Origin of the sequence: Prevotella sp. P3-122, from assembly GCF_002251365.1 — a bacterium.
Classification (GTDB): Bacteria; Bacteroidota; Bacteroidia; order Bacteroidales; family Bacteroidaceae; genus Prevotella.
Genome location: NZ_NPJH01000079.1, coordinates 157,889 through 172,243, shown reverse-complemented (window position 1 = coordinate 172,243; position 14,355 = coordinate 157,889). Strand labels below are relative to the sequence as shown.

The 14,355-nt window shown below is 44.3% G+C and carries 14 protein-coding genes; 8 read left to right on the top strand and 6 right to left on the bottom strand.

Annotated elements, in window-relative coordinates:
- Nucleotides 1-17 precede the first annotated feature (17 nt).
- From udk to CIL02_RS12660, 3 genes are read left to right on the top strand one after another with little or no spacing between them, the layout of a single operon-like run.
- Entirely contained in the window at nt 18-650 is a 633-nt protein-coding gene (gene udk / locus CIL02_RS12670) for a uridine kinase (protein ID WP_094402225.1), read from the top strand.
- 4 nt (nt 651-654) lie between these two features.
- Nucleotides 655-1,116 (top strand): thioredoxin-dependent thiol peroxidase, encoded by a 462-nt coding sequence (bcp, locus tag CIL02_RS12665; protein ID WP_094402223.1) that lies wholly within the window; start codon nt 655-657, stop codon nt 1,114-1,116.
- A gap of 51 nt (nt 1,117-1,167) precedes the next feature.
- Nucleotides 1,168-2,097 carry an acyltransferase gene (locus tag CIL02_RS12660; protein ID WP_094402222.1) on the top strand — a complete coding sequence of 310 codons (930 nt, stop codon included), beginning with the start codon at nt 1,168-1,170 and terminating at the stop codon, nt 2,095-2,097.
- Between the two features lie 198 nt (nt 2,098-2,295).
- Here CIL02_RS12660 and CIL02_RS12655 read toward each other — a convergent pair whose 3' ends face one another.
- Entirely contained in the window at nt 2,296-2,928 is a 633-nt protein-coding gene (locus tag CIL02_RS12655; RefSeq protein WP_094402220.1) for a DUF308 domain-containing protein, read from the bottom strand.
- Nucleotides 2,929-3,024: 96 nt separating this feature from the next.
- Here CIL02_RS12655 and CIL02_RS12650 point away from each other — a divergent pair, with 96 nt between their 5' ends.
- Complete coding sequence (locus CIL02_RS12650) at nt 3,025-3,537, top strand: histidine phosphatase family protein (protein WP_094402218.1); 513 nt, start codon at nt 3,025-3,027, stop codon at nt 3,535-3,537.
- A gap of 145 nt (nt 3,538-3,682) precedes the next feature.
- Here the strand turns inward: CIL02_RS12650 and CIL02_RS12645 are convergent, their stop codons facing one another.
- Nucleotides 3,683-4,744, bottom strand: coding sequence for a hypothetical protein (locus CIL02_RS12645; protein ID WP_094402217.1), 1,062 nt, complete (start codon nt 4,742-4,744; stop codon nt 3,683-3,685).
- Nucleotides 4,745-4,946: 202 nt separating this feature from the next.
- On the opposite strand from CIL02_RS12645, the gene CIL02_RS12640 reads away from it, so the two are divergent.
- Together CIL02_RS12640 and CIL02_RS12635 are read left to right on the top strand one after the other, a co-directional pair.
- A complete protein-coding gene (locus CIL02_RS12640; RefSeq protein ID WP_094402215.1) occupies nt 4,947-6,515 on the top strand; it encodes a capsule assembly Wzi family protein in 1,569 nt (522 codons plus the stop codon).
- Between the two features lie 19 nt (nt 6,516-6,534).
- On the top strand, nt 6,535-6,978 hold the full coding sequence (locus tag CIL02_RS12635) for a lipocalin-like domain-containing protein (protein WP_094402213.1): 444 nt from the start codon (nt 6,535-6,537) through the stop codon (nt 6,976-6,978).
- 226 nt (nt 6,979-7,204) lie between these two features.
- Here the strand turns inward: CIL02_RS12635 and CIL02_RS12630 are convergent, their stop codons facing one another.
- Nucleotides 7,205-7,873 (bottom strand): sugar transferase, encoded by a 669-nt coding sequence (locus CIL02_RS12630; protein ID WP_094402211.1) that lies wholly within the window; start codon nt 7,871-7,873, stop codon nt 7,205-7,207.
- A 64-nt stretch (nt 7,874-7,937) separates the two neighbouring features.
- Nucleotides 7,938-8,732: a glycosyltransferase family 2 protein gene (locus CIL02_RS12625; protein ID WP_094402209.1), complete on the bottom strand. Its 795-nt coding sequence runs from the start codon at nt 8,730-8,732 to the stop codon at nt 7,938-7,940.
- 122 nt (nt 8,733-8,854) lie between these two features.
- Between CIL02_RS12625 and CIL02_RS12620 the strand changes: the two genes are divergently transcribed.
- Nucleotides 8,855-9,733: a family 16 glycosylhydrolase gene (locus CIL02_RS12620; RefSeq protein WP_094402207.1), complete on the top strand. Its 879-nt coding sequence runs from the start codon at nt 8,855-8,857 to the stop codon at nt 9,731-9,733.
- A 281-nt stretch (nt 9,734-10,014) separates the two neighbouring features.
- Nucleotides 10,015-11,973, top strand: a complete 1,959-nt coding sequence (locus tag CIL02_RS12615) for a glycosyl hydrolase family 28-related protein (protein WP_170935097.1) — start codon at nt 10,015-10,017, stop codon at nt 11,971-11,973.
- A gap of 52 nt (nt 11,974-12,025) precedes the next feature.
- Here CIL02_RS12615 and CIL02_RS12610 read toward each other — a convergent pair whose 3' ends face one another.
- Together CIL02_RS12610 and CIL02_RS12605 are read right to left on the bottom strand one after the other, a co-directional pair.
- Nucleotides 12,026-13,153 (bottom strand): glycosyltransferase family 4 protein, encoded by a 1,128-nt coding sequence (locus tag CIL02_RS12610; protein WP_094402203.1) that lies wholly within the window; start codon nt 13,151-13,153, stop codon nt 12,026-12,028.
- A gap of 13 nt (nt 13,154-13,166) precedes the next feature.
- The gene (locus CIL02_RS12605; RefSeq protein WP_094402201.1) at nt 13,167-14,330 is read right to left on the bottom strand and encodes a glycoside hydrolase family 99-like domain-containing protein; all 1,164 of its coding nucleotides are present in this window, start codon (nt 14,328-14,330) and stop codon (nt 13,167-13,169) included.
- Nucleotides 14,331-14,355 lie beyond the last annotated feature (25 nt).

The following is a 14,355-nucleotide window of genomic DNA, read 5'->3' as shown; positions in this document are numbered from 1 at the left end:
CACCTAACTGAAACACTATGGATAAGAACAAAATCACCATCATAGGTATCGCGGGAGGTACCGGGTCGGGAAAGACCACGGTGGTAAGGAAAATCGTCGAGGCGCTTCCTCCTCATTTCGTTGCTGTCGTTCCTCTTGACTCCTATTACAACGACACTACGGGAATGACGGATGAGGAAAGGCACGCCATAAACTTTGACCATCCTGACGCCTTCGACTGGAAACTGCTGCACAAGCAGATTAACGACCTTAGGGAAGGAAAGCCCATCGAGCAGCCTACATATTCATATATAAAGTGCAACAGGTTGCCGGAGACTGTACATGTGGAGCCGAAGCCGGTCATCATTATTGAGGGCATCATGACTCTGCTCAACAAGAAGCTGCGTGAGCTGATGGACCTGAAGATTTTCGTAGACTGCGATTCCGATGAGAGGCTCATACGCAACATACAGCGTGACACCATCGACCGCGGACGCACCGTGAGCATGGTCGTAGACCGCTATCTCGCCGTGCTGAAACCCATGCACGAGCAGTTCATTGAGCCTACTAAGCGATATGCTGACCTCATCATTCCGCAGGGAGGTGAGAATGCTAAGGGCGTTGGCATCCTATGTAAGTATATAGAGGGTATAATTCCGAGTAACGAATAGAATAATGAATGTAGGAGACAAATTGCCCGAGGTGCTCGGGCTCGACCAAAATGGTCAGGAGATTACTCTTTCCTCATTTGCAGGAAAGAAGCTGGTGTTGTATGCTTACCCCAAGGACAATACGTCGGGGTGTACCGCTGAGGCGTGCTCGCTTAGAGACCACTACGACGAGCTGCAGCAGGCTGGCTACGTGGTCATAGGAGTTAGCAAGGACTCTGCCGCAAGCCATCAGAAGTTCATCGACAAGCAGCAACTGCCCTTCCCGCTCATCGCTGATACCGAGACAACGCTGCTGCAGCAGGTTGGCGCATGGGGCGAGAAGTCAATGTACGGAAAGAAATTCATGGGCATATTGCGTACCACCTATCTCGTGAACGGGCAGGGAGTGGTAGAGAAGATATTCACTCCGAAGGAAATCAAGACAAAGATTCATGCAGAGCAGATACTTGACTACATAAATAAGTAATGAATATATTACGCAGGACAAATACAAAAAACACAATATATTATTGAATTGATGAATAGGATAGAAATTCCATATTATACCGGATACTTTCTTCGTGGCATAGCAATGTTGATGATAATATTCGTTCATTCAATCAACGAATACTCAGATTATGATTCTTCATGGTGCCGTGCTTTAATGATTCCAGAATATGGATGTATGGGATGCAGTGTTTTCTTTTTTATGTCGGGCTACGGGCTCTTTCGCTCTTTAGAAAAAAAGCGTGTTAATAGTTCCTACTTGATAAGCCATCTTCTCAAGCTGTTGTCACCATTCATTGCAGCATTTGTTATCGCATACATAGTTGGTGAATTAGTTCCTTCAAGTGTTACCCAGATTACTATAAACGATATAACTGCTATTTTCAGATTATCCATGCCATCCGGAATTGACATGTGGTTCTTCAAGGTGATACTTGCTGATTATATTGTCACTATATTGCTTTTTGTAATCAAACTTCATGCAGTACAAGTAATTAGAATAATTACAATTCTACATGTGGTTTTCATTGCCATCTGCTATCTGAATCATATTCCTTTGTATTGGTATTGTTCAAATTTGTTATTTCCACTTGGTGCAATAGTCTCAAGTGCCTCAAAAGCACGAATACAGAAAATGATGATACCTGCATTAATCTTATCCATTATATTTTTTTGCATATATTACTTGGGCAATGTTTTTTTGTTTACTAAAGTTCCTATTGTAATTGCAGGAAACCTCGCACTCTGTATTTTGTTGCTTTTCTGTATTAGAGTTCTCTCCTTGCACTTTAAAGCATCTTGGCTGGAATATATAGGGAAAAATAGCCTTTATTACTATCTTTTCAATGTTTTTGTGATGCTCTCCATTCCTAGCCAGGGCATACATTTCCTGACGTATTTTATTATAAATGTATTGATAACAACTTTGTTTGTTTGGATGTGGAAAAAGATGTGTTCGTAGTAACTATTACACATAATATGATTTTGTTAAGACAAAAATCCACGCCGAGCAGATACTTGACTATATCAAGTCGTAGCCAGTGTGGAAGTATGTTGCTTTCATGTTAATGGCATGCCATTTTTTTGAGAATAGGCATGCCATTTTATGAAGATACCTTCGTTGGCTCATGAAGGTATCTTCGTTTTTTTTGCTGTTTGCTCAGGCTGCGCCGTTGTCCTCAGCCCCCAGTTTCTCCTCAGCTTGCGCCTGCTCGCTCAAGCGTATGAAAGTCTTTCTGGCACGATAGATTTTCATGGCATTGATACATTCTACGACACCGTAGAGCATCATGCACCAGCCGATGACGAAGAGTGGGGCACTGGCTATTGTTGATGGGCGGATGACGGCTATTATGCCAACAAGCAGAACAGCCGAAGGCATTATCCACCACAATAGTCCTATGCGTGCGTACTTGCACGCGGTGGCCAGAGTGAAGAACTGGTTCAGCGCACCAACTATGAGTATTGCCGCAAAGACATACATCAGACCTGTGATGAAAGAGGCTGGCATCATGGCCAGCGCTATTCCCAGGATGATGCTGCCTATGCCTGCTAACGGGAACGACGGCTTGATGCCTGTCAGCTGACGCCCTTTGGAGTCGTATACTGCAGGCTCGTCGGCACGGCGCTTTTGACCGAAATAGATAAGGCACGACACTAAGCCTGAGAGGAAAAACAGGACACCCATGGCTATTGTTATCCATGTGACGGTCTCCTCACGGTATTTTACGAGCAATGCTCCCACGATGATGGAGCATACAGCTCTTAGAAATGATCCTTGCAATGTATTCATAATTAAAACTATCTTGTGTGAGTGCAAAAATACAAACAAATTCTTGTCGTAGCAATTATTTTTTGTACTTTTGCATCGTGTATATAGATTATTAACATGCAGACAACAAGATTGTATTTGGTAAGACACGGGGAAACGGAAGACAACGTCAACCAGATTTTGCAGGGACAAACGCCTGGAAAACTGAATGAGCAAGGATGTCGACAGGCAAGGGAACTTGCGGAGAAGATGGAAGGTGAGCATATTGATGTGTTTGTCTCCAGCGACCTTAGGAGGGCTTGGCAAACTTGTGAGATTATTGCCGAACCTCATGGCAAGCCAGTTGTCACAACCCCTTTGCTGCGTGAGCGTGACTGGGGTAGCTTCACGGGGTTGTTTATTCCTGACTTGAAGGATAAGGTGTGGCCAGACGACATTGAGACAACAGGACAGATGAAGGAGCGGGCACGCCGCTTCCTGAACTGGATAAAGAAGGAATATCCTGGCAAGACCGTTCTGGCTGTTGGCCATGGCATCATCAATAAGGCTGTTCAGAGCGTGCATCTTGGCAAGCCTATGAACGAGATTCCAAAAATGATGAATGCAGATGTGAGAATAATAATGTTATAATAATGTAGAAGAAACTTTTTACATGCTGCTTGTAAGCAGTGAATGGGCCATATCAACACTCTTTAGTAGAGCGTGTGATATGACCCATTTTTTTCTAAATCTATAAGAGTATGTGTTATAACATTCCCTGATGGTAGGAGGAGTGTTATCTTCTGCCTCCGAAACGGCTGCCGTTGCTTGAGCTTCCACCTGAAGAGCGTGTGCTTGATGAGCTGCTGCCTCCACCAAAAGAGCGTGTGCTTGACGAGCTGCTGCCTACACCGAAAGAGCGTGTGCTTGATGAGCTGCTGCTGCCGAACGAGCGTGTGCTTGATGAGCTGCTGCCTCCACCGAAAGATCGTGTGCTTGATGAGCTGCTGCCTCCACCGAAGGAGCGTGTGCTTGATGAGCTGCTGCCTATGCCGAAGGAGCGGGAGCCTGACGTGCTGGTGCTGGGAGTGAAGGTCTTCTTTGGAGCTGTTGTCGATGGAGATGATGTGTTGCTGCGACTTCCTCCAAACGAGCGATGGCCTGACGAACTGCCGTTATTGGGGGCGGTGGTTGTTGTGCGAGTGCTGCTCTGGCGGTTGCTGTTGCCAAACGAGCGGTTGCCGTTGCCTGTCTGGCGGTTGCCGTTCTGTGTGCCATGCTGACGGTAGTTGTTGTCGCGTGAGGGCTGGTTGCTCTGGTAGCCGCGTCCGTAGTCGCCTCTCTTAAAGCCGTCGCGCATGCCTGAGTGGTTTCTTGTACCCCTTGCCGGAGCACCATATGTTCTGCCGTAATACCATGACTTCCCTCCGTTCATTCTCCAGCTGTGTCCGCCTCTGTATACTGTGTAGAAGTGAGGACGGCCAAAGTAGAAGTAGTGGCGGTGTGGATAGCGGGCATATATTGCGAAGTGCCAGCATCCGGCATCCCAGTAGAGAGGACGGTAGAAATAAGAGGCTGCGCAGAAAGCTCTGTACTGCCAGTCGAGCAGGATGTAGCTGAAGTCGAGGTTGCGCTGTCTCCAGTATGCTCCGTACAGGTCGTTATAGTCGTTGATACCCATCAGATAGTCAAGGTTCACTTCATAGGCGGCCTCATACTGGTCGTCGGTGAGATTGAGCTCGTATGCCATCTTGTCGGTGAGGAACAATGCTCTTTCGCGAGCTTGCTCGTAACTCATTGCTGAAGCTGAAGTAGTCAGCGTGAACAGTGCCACAAGGGCTAAAAGTAACTTTTTCATATCTATAGAGTTTTTATTTGTTCGACTTGTGATCTCCAAGAGACCGTTAATTAATTCTTTGATGTTGCAAAGATAGCACATAGTTTTCAAGCTAAAAAGGGAAATTCCCTAAACGATAGGGGGAAAATCCCTAAACAAAGTTATCTGCTGGTGCAATATGTGCTTTTTCCTTACGTTATATTATATATAACGCATTAAAGGGATGAAACATTATTTGTTGACTTGTCTTTCCTTGTTCGCTTCTCTTGCTGGCCACGCCCAGCACTCTTGGATGCATGGTGCTGAAGGGGAGAAGTTGGACTTGAAGGACAATATATCGTATATGGTGGAGACTCAGGCATCCGTATCAAAGGATAAGACCCCATTATGGCTCAATGCTAATAAATATGGACTCAGTTCTCTGGAAGAAAGCAATGGCTATTTCCGCGCAGCAGTCATACGACCGTTGCAGTCAGACTCTGCCCGCAGGTGGGGAATAGGCTATGGACTTGACATGGCTGCGGCGTACAATTATACCAGCAACATCGTCGTTCAGCAGGCTTTTGTTGAGGCACGCTGGCTGCATGGCGTGCTTACGGTAGGCAGCAAGCATTATCTTATGGAACTGAAAAACAACAAGCTCAGTAGCGGCTCACAGACTCTCGGCATCAATGCCCGGCCGGTGCCACAGGTCAGGCTGGCGTTGCCTGACTATTGGGTATTGCCCTTTGGCAATGGGATGATACGCTTGAAAGGACATATCGCGTACGGAAAGATGACCGATGACAACTGGCAGCATTCATTCACAAACAGGCAGAGCAAATATGCCGATGGCGTGCTCTACCACAGCAAGGCGGGCTACATAATGATAGGCAATCCAGACCGCTTCATGCCACTCTCGCTTGAGCTTGGACTGGAAATGGCGACACAATTCGGTGGAACAAGCCACATGTTTGATGCTGCTGGCAAAGAGACTGTCGTGAAGAACAACGGAGGCCTGAAGGGCATGTTCAAGGCTCTGATACCAGGCGGAGGAGATGCTCCGGAGATGTCTACCATATATCAGAATGCGGAAGGAAACCACCTCGGCAGCTGGGTAGCACGACTGAACTACGATGCCGATACCTGGAAGTTCTCTTTCTATGCCGACAAGTATTTCGAAGACCATTCGTCCATGTTCCTGATTGACTACGACGGTTACGGAACGGGTGAGGAGTGGAATGTGAAGAAGAAACGTAAGTTCATACTCTACGACCTCACCGACTGGCTCCTCGGAGTGGAGCTCAACTTCAAGTACAACCGGTGGGTAAGGGACATCGTAGTGGAGTATATCAATACCAAATACCAGAGCGGACCGATTTACCACGACCACACGCAGAACAACCAGGTGCACGTGGGTGGCAACGACAACTTCTACAACCACTATATCTATACCGGTTGGCAACACTGGGGACAGGCTATGGGCAATCCGCTCTACCGCTCACCTATATATAATGAGGACGGAAGAATCATCTTTTCCGACAACCGCTTCAAGGCATACCATATAGGCATCAGCGGGGCACCAACAGAAAGGCTTGGCTATCGCCTGCTCGCTACATATCAGGACGGTTACGGAACCTATGAGGAACCGTTCACGAAGAAACAGACCAACGTCAGCGTGATGGCTGAGGCGGAATACTCGTTCTCGAAGAAATGGAGCGTGTCGGCAGCCTACGGCATGGACTTCGGCAAGCTGCTTGGCGACAATGCAGGCTTCCAACTCACGATACGTAAATGCGGATTATTAAGATAAACCCAGGCAAAAGAACACAATGAAGAAAAATATCTCAAAATATATCGCAATCGCCACACTCGCACTCGGAACTCTAACAGCTTGCGAGATAGAAAGCCACGACAACGGCAAGATAGACGGCTTTTGGCATCTTGAGCATATCGACACCCTGGCAACAGGAGGAACGCTCGACGTAAGCAACGAGAAACTGTTCTGGTCGGTACAGGTAAAGCTGCTCGAAGTAAGCAACAAGACTACGGGCTCCAAATTCATCTTCTCCTTCCGTCAGGCAGACGGCTCTCTCTATCTGTATGATCCTCTTGTATCTGACAGAAGGGAAGGCGACCCTGTAGTGGAAGATGTCAAAGTCCTTGCCCCATATGGTATCAACAGCCTTGAGGAGACCTTTGCCGTTGAGGCTATCGACGGCAAGAAAATGATACTGAGGTCTGAAACCTTGAGGCTGAACTTGAAGAAGTTCTGAGCTTCAGCAGATATATTCTGGGGGCTACCGTGCCATGTGTGGTGAGTCTTTCCTCCATTTTATCTTGTCCGGAATAGGACTGACGATTTCCGTGCCAACTTTGCCCATCTCAGACGCAAAGCATTGCATGTGCCAACGCAAAGCTTTGCATCTGCTCACGCAAAGTATTCGCTTCCAACCTTAGAGAGACAATAAAAGGTGAGGATTTGTCCCTCACCTTATATTATTAGAACTTCTTTCCGAATACGATATTGATGAATGTCTTAAAGAGTATCTTGATGTCGAACCACCATGAGCGGTGCTCAAGGTAATACAGGTCGAGCTCAAGCCGCCGGAGCATCTTCTCCATGGTGTCTGTGTAGCCATTGTACAGAGTAGCATAGGATGTTACGCCCGGACGTATCTGGTACAGATAGCGGTAGCGTGGGTCGTGTTCCATAATCTGGTCGATATAGTACTTGCGCTCAGGACGGGGACCTATGAATGCCATGTCGCCTATCAGGACGTTGTATAGCTGAGGCAGCTCGTCAAGATGATGTTCCCTAAGGAACTTGCCCACCTTTGTCATGCGGTCATCACGCTCATGCTGGTAGAGTGCAGGCCCGTCCTTCTCGGCGTCCACCCTCATGCTTCTGAACTTGTAGATGTAGAACGGTCGTCCGAACCTTCCCAGTCTCTCCTGTTTGAATATTGCAGGCCCGCCGTCCTCCCGTCTTACGGCTATGTAGCATACGAGAAACAAAGGTGAGAAAACCACGAGACTTATGGCTGCAATGACAAAGTCGCCGATGCGTTTTATGTTGCGCTCCACCTCGTTCATCCCGTCCTCGATGAAACGCATGTCCCCCTTCTCGTTGTTATATTTCGGTAAAACCATCGTTATTACTTGTTCCATTATTATTTGTTTATTTTATTAACGCATGATAGTGGAACATATTGCATGAATTTACCAAAAAATATTAGAAACGTGTGAATTTAAAAGAATCAACTTTCTGTTTCAGCCTTTTAGCCGTGTAGGTGGGAAGAAAACAGAAAAAGAAATATGATAATGATTTGGTTTTGCTGAAGCCGAGACATTGGCGGTATACTGCTATGTTATATTTCACAAGTGACAGTTTGCGGCTTGATACAGAGTTGGAACGCTTTCTATAGTAAGCCAATGGCTCCTTGATACCACATGCTTCCTTGCAGTCTTTTGTAATGCTTAAGAACAAAGCCCAATCCTGTCTTTTGCGAATTATCGGCATGTAATATTTCCTGCCTAAGGCCTTTACGTCGTATATGGCCGTAAGACATCCTACTTTGTTGTCGCATTTCATCATGCCGAATGTTATACGGGATGGAGAGATGTTTATTCCGATATTGTTGTTGTTGTCATCGCAGATAATGTATGACGAGCAGCATAGAGCCTTGCCTGTTTTCGTCATCGTTGCCAGCTGTATTTCCAATTTGTTTGGCATCCATCTGTCATCGCTGTCACAGAAAGCTATATATTGTCCTTGTGCTCTTTCTATTGAATGGTTCCTTGCTACTCCAGGACCACTATTTTGCTTGAGAGATACAACCCTTACACGATTATCCTCCTTTTGGTATTTCGCAAGGAGGTTGATCGTGTCTTCATCTGAAGAACAGTCATCGGTGATTAGTAGTTCTAAATGTTTGTATGTCTGGTTCAGTATGCTTTCAATACTTTCTGCAAGGAATTTGCCCGAATTGTATGTCGGCATGATGACTGATACTAAGCCTTCTATCATTGCGTTTTTTGTTTTGTTGTGCAAAGATAGTGCAAAAGAGTGGAATGGCAAAATAAAATCCTTGTTTTTACGAGAACTGAAATGGCATGTCGTTATATGTCGATTAATCAGCGTTAAAAAGCGTGAAAGAGTTTGGAATCAAGTATATTATCAATACCTTTGTAGAAATTATGGGCAAGAAAACACATTTTACAATTAGCGTTCTGGCATCATTGATGACATTGTCGTTTACCGAGCCTTTGCCGAAGAGCATTGGATTGGCAAACGATTATGAGTACAAACTTGTTTTCTTCGATGATTTCAATCTTCCTAATGGCAGTCAGCCTGACTCTGTGAAATGGAAACGTGCAAAAAGAACTAATAGTCTTTGGAGCAGGTGGATTAGTGACAATGAGGAAGTGGTGTTTATAAGGAATGGAAAATTAGTGTGCAGGGCTATTCCTAACAGAAAGGAGAAAAACGACACGGCGAGGATGCTCACTGGGGCTATAGAAACCAGGAACACCTATTCTTTCATTTATGGCAAGGTGGAGGTCAGGATGAAAACCAAAAATCACAAAGGTAATTTCCCGGCTGTTTGGATGAAGAACTATGAATATAAAGACCCGTCAATACCTTATGGGGAAATAGACATTGTCGAGGTATTCGGTGACAAGAGGGAAACAGCCCATTCCGCACATACAAAACTGACGTTGAGTGATGCTAAGTACAGGAGGAGTAATCACGGAGAGAAACGGGTAAATCCGGAAAAATGGCATGTGTACGGCATAGAATGGGATGCCAACAGCATAAAATGGTTTGTCGATGGGGAACTTGTTCATGTCTATGTTAAATCTACTGACAAGACATTATTGGACAAGGGACAATGGACTTTCGATTATCCTTTTTTTCTAATACTTAATCAAAGTGTTGGTGAAGGTGCTCATGGCATGATACCAGATGTTACCCATACGTATGAAACGCTCTTTGACTGGATAAAGGTGTATCAAAAAATAGAATAGACTTACGGCATATAACTAAGAATAATATGATATATTTATATTCAATAATGTGTATGGCAGCCTTTTTCATAGGCTTCCAGATACTGTTGAGGGAATTGTGTTTGCTTACAGGCAGATATAATATATCTGTCGGGAAAGCTCAGTCGGTTACTTATGTATCATCGTTAGTATCGCTTGCTTTGATGTTCCATGATATCTGTTTTTGCAGCATAACGGTATTACTGGTTTTTTCCGCGGCATTATTGACTTTCATATTCTTTGCTGAATTTGTGCTTTCACGCATGAATACATTGACGCCCTTTGTGTCGTGGACATTTCGCTTCGCTTACGTTGGGCTTATTTCGTATCTTATATCATCAATGGCGTACGGCAACAGGATGCCGTTTTTCCCGTTCGTCCTTATGGGGGTGTATTTGCGTAATGTTACATTTGGAATACCACACAAGAAGGATTTGTGTCTGGAATACCTGTTTTCACGAAAAACAGAGAAAGTCATTCCGGAGCAGGATGCGGTAGATTATTGTGGCGAGATACCCGACTTTTCTTATGCAGGATGCAAACGAAATACAGATACGCAGATTGTGTTTAATGTTAAAGATTACGGGATATTGCCTGGCACGAATGAAGATCTGACATCTAAAGTACAAGACCTTATTAATAAGGTTGGTAGGGAAGGTGGCGGACATGTCTTTTTTCCTAAAGGGAGATATCTGTTCAATAAAAGTCGTGGAAACTTCCTGCAGATAAACTATTCCAACATTCATATTGAAGGCGAAACCGACAGCAACGGACATTTATTGACAGAACTTGTGTCTTGCGGACCTACGTCGTGTGGAAAGAAGAACCCATGGCTGTCTCCATTTTTTATTACCACAGGAGAGGCACTGCAGCCAAGCAACGAATTTTTCGGGTTGCAGTTCCGTAAACGCAAGATAGGGTTTTCGCAAAGCAACTCGTTGTCAGATCCGGGTAGTGATGGCTCTATCCTTACCCCAGAATACTGTACTTCGGTCATCGAAGAGTCACCAAAAGGCAGTAGGCTTCTGCGGGTAGCAGACAGCTCTAAGGTTGGAAGATACATTATGTTAGGCTTGTACAACACCTCTTTGGACGGCAATCTGATAAAAGATATATTGGGAGTAGAGAAACTGCGCCCAGAATGGAAAACCGCTCTTAGGGCAGGAGTGGAAGAGGCTCCTTCCTACCAATGGCTTGTTGAAGTGAACCGCATTGTTGACGGGAATACAATAGAACTGGCTCGTCCGTTGCTTAGATCGTGTGATATGGTTTACGAGCCGGCAGTGTTTAACGTTGCCATGCTGGAGAATATCACAATTGGCAATCTGAGATTGAACAGCAAGTGGAATGGAATGTTCAGACATCACGGCTTCCCATTGTACTACAGCATAGCGGAGTCTCAGGAAATGGACTATGGCTGGAACGCAATAAATATGAAAAGGGTTGCCCATGCGAAGGTGTATAATTTGGAAATAGTAAATTTCACCAATCCTATATATGTCCTTGACAGCCGTAATGTAACGATAAAAGATATCTCTGTTTCTGGCTATGATGGTCATCAGGGAATTAAGATATATCAGCATGCTTGTGACTGCCTTTTCCAGAACATTGCGTTTTACAATCACTTTGCCGATATGTTGGGAGGAGAGGGTAATGCCTATGGTAATGTATTCAGCGGAATCAGATATTTGAACCCGTCTTTCCATCCAGTAGATTTTGACTTCCATGGATTTGGAGAGGGACCAATGAGCCCGCCTTCCGACAATCTGTTTGAATGTGTAACTGGTTTCCGATGTATAAAGTCGGCTGGAGCCTTGTATAATCTTCCTTCTTGCGCCCAGAACAATATATGGTGGAATATCATTACCGAAGGCGAACGTAAGGGTGGGCCTTTGTTTTATGCCATGACCTATCGCGAGAAAAAGGGCGTTTTGAGACTTGTTACAGCCATTGGTTTTGCAGTTGCGATGATACAGAAGAACCGTATCTTTTCTTTTAAAACCTTTGTTGAGAATATCAGGGCCAAGTTGAATGATATCGACCGAACAGGCATTGAAGCAAAACAACATTATATGTTCTTCAAGAACAGCCATGTAATAGGTGTCAAGACCGCAAACGATATTGACGGACTTGATGATAAAACGGTGAAAGTTTCTCATGTCGGAGAGACTTGTCGTCCTTTTTCCATATACGGACAATACCTCCAACATGTTCCTGGCTGACTTTCACCGTTAGTTGTTTGGCAGCTGCAAAACGTATGCCAACAGAACATTGTTAGTATTCTCCGGAATATAGACTGGATGTCTTTTCTCCAATAGATTCCCAATCATATGCTTTCCTGACCTTATCAAATTCCTGGCTGTTATTCTTTATTGCTTCAATTTCGTCTGGCCTCCTCACCAACTCAAGCATTTGTCTTTGCAGGTTTTCTTTTGTCGGTGTACCAATGTTCCAACCGATATTGCCATAAGATAATGGCTCTGTAAGACCACCAACATCACTCACCAATACTGGTATATGCTGATTTACTGCAGAAAACAGCAAACCGCTTTGTGATATTCTGATGTATGGCAGCAGAATTGCGGAAGACAAATGAAGATAGGCATCAAAATCCAAGTCTGAAATCATTTGGTCAAGGATGTATACATTGGAGAATCCGATTATTGGAGCATAATCTATTCCATGCGAGCGTCCCACAATAAGCAAGTGTGTATTCGGATTGGCATTTAGTTCTGGATTGTCAGCCCAGATGTCAATAACAAGTGAGGTGCCTTTGTATTCTTTTTGTACCCCGAGGCATGAAAAGACTATGTCGGAAGGCTTGATATGTAACAGCTCTCTAAGTTCTTCTGCCCTTGAGATGACATCTGCTTTTGCGGTATCAGAATTGAGAACACCATGAAAAATGACCTTTATTTTTCTTTCACTAATATCCATAAGCTCTGCAAGTTCTTTGCGAGTCCTGCTATTGTGAACAATGATGTTGTCTACAAGCTTATAATATCTCTTGTAATGTCTTTTGTCATTTTTCTTAATTACATGGGGGAGAATGTTATGGGCAGTAAATATAAGCCGTATGCCCATCCAGTGCATCAGTAATGCAAAAACATAATCAATATGCCAAACCCGTAGCCATTGCACATGTACTATGTCTGGCTTATGTATGATAGCGTCTATAGTTATACGTATTATGCTACATAGGTAACTTATACCTTTTGTGATACCATATTTTTTCTTGTTGTAATGGAAATAGCATTTGTTGCTGTTGCCTGGCAATATGTCGTGTTGGTATTGGTCACAATGATAATATGTAACATCGTGACCTTGAATGTTCTTGAGCAACGATAAATCGTAAGTACTCAGATTGTTGTATGATTGAGGATTGATATAGAATACTTTCATGGAAAAAATTGTCTTATGGTTGGAAATCCTTGTCTATAGCATTACGTATAGCTTGCAACCATCCGTGTCCAAATTCCTCGTCTGGTTCGACATAATTGCCTTCTCCCCACTCGTTCCATGATTTCATGAATATCACTTTGTGCTCAGGAGCCTTATCCTTTATAACTTCCATTGCTTGCAAAATATGTTGTTCAAAAGCTTTTGGACTCGCTCCTGTATATATTCCATCCCACGCTGCTTTTCTGGGAGTTCTGTCCCATTGGGGAAGAATAGTGGGATAAACGTTTTCCCAACAGTCCTCAGGAGCGAAAAAGTGCTTCACCGTTTTAGAGTAATCAAATCGTCTGCCAACAGGAAGTCCAAATCTCCTTAATGCTGTTTTGGCAAGATTGACAAATTTTCCGTCTTTAAGCATCTCGCCTCTTCTTTTCCCATAAGAATTTACGGCATCAAATCCCATATTCAGTATATCCTGAAATACATCTTTACTGCTTTCAAGATTTGGAATAGCCCTTGTTCTTTTTCCATTATTATCTTGTTTAAAGGCGAGAGTACTATGGGTCATGCCTATAAAATATATTCCAGGGAGTCCGTTTTTTAGTGCCAGCTCACGCCAGGTGTTAATCCATTGTTGTACGTGAGGATGGTCTCTGGGCTCCCAAAGTACAAATACAGGTCGCCCATCTATAGTAATATATCTTTTGTCCTTGAATGCCGGAAGTACTGACATAAAATGCTCTATGTCATCTTCTTTACCAGGGTATAGCTGTTCTATCAATGTATTACTGCTAAATCCCGATTTGCGTTGCCAGGTACTGTTGCTCCACGTATGGTTTGCCCAACATAGGCAGAAAGGAAAGTCGGGTTTGTTGCTTGCAAGCACTTCGTTGAAAGGACGCTCAAGAAGTTGCTTGCCATTGCCAAACCAGTAATGATAATAGCAGAAACCTTCAATACCAGCCTCTCGTGCTAATTTTGCTTGAAGCTCTCTTGTCTCAGGTAATCTTAGGTCGTAAAAACCAAGGTCTGCGGGTATGCGTGGTTGGTTGTGCCCCTTGAATAATGGCTTGGCCTTTACAACGTTGGTCCATTCCGTGAAACCAGGTCCCCACCATTCGTCGTTTTCTGGAATAGGGTGGAATTGCGGTAGGTATAATGCTATGATTCTTGCTTTCATGTGTCGGTTATTTTTTTTGCTTTAT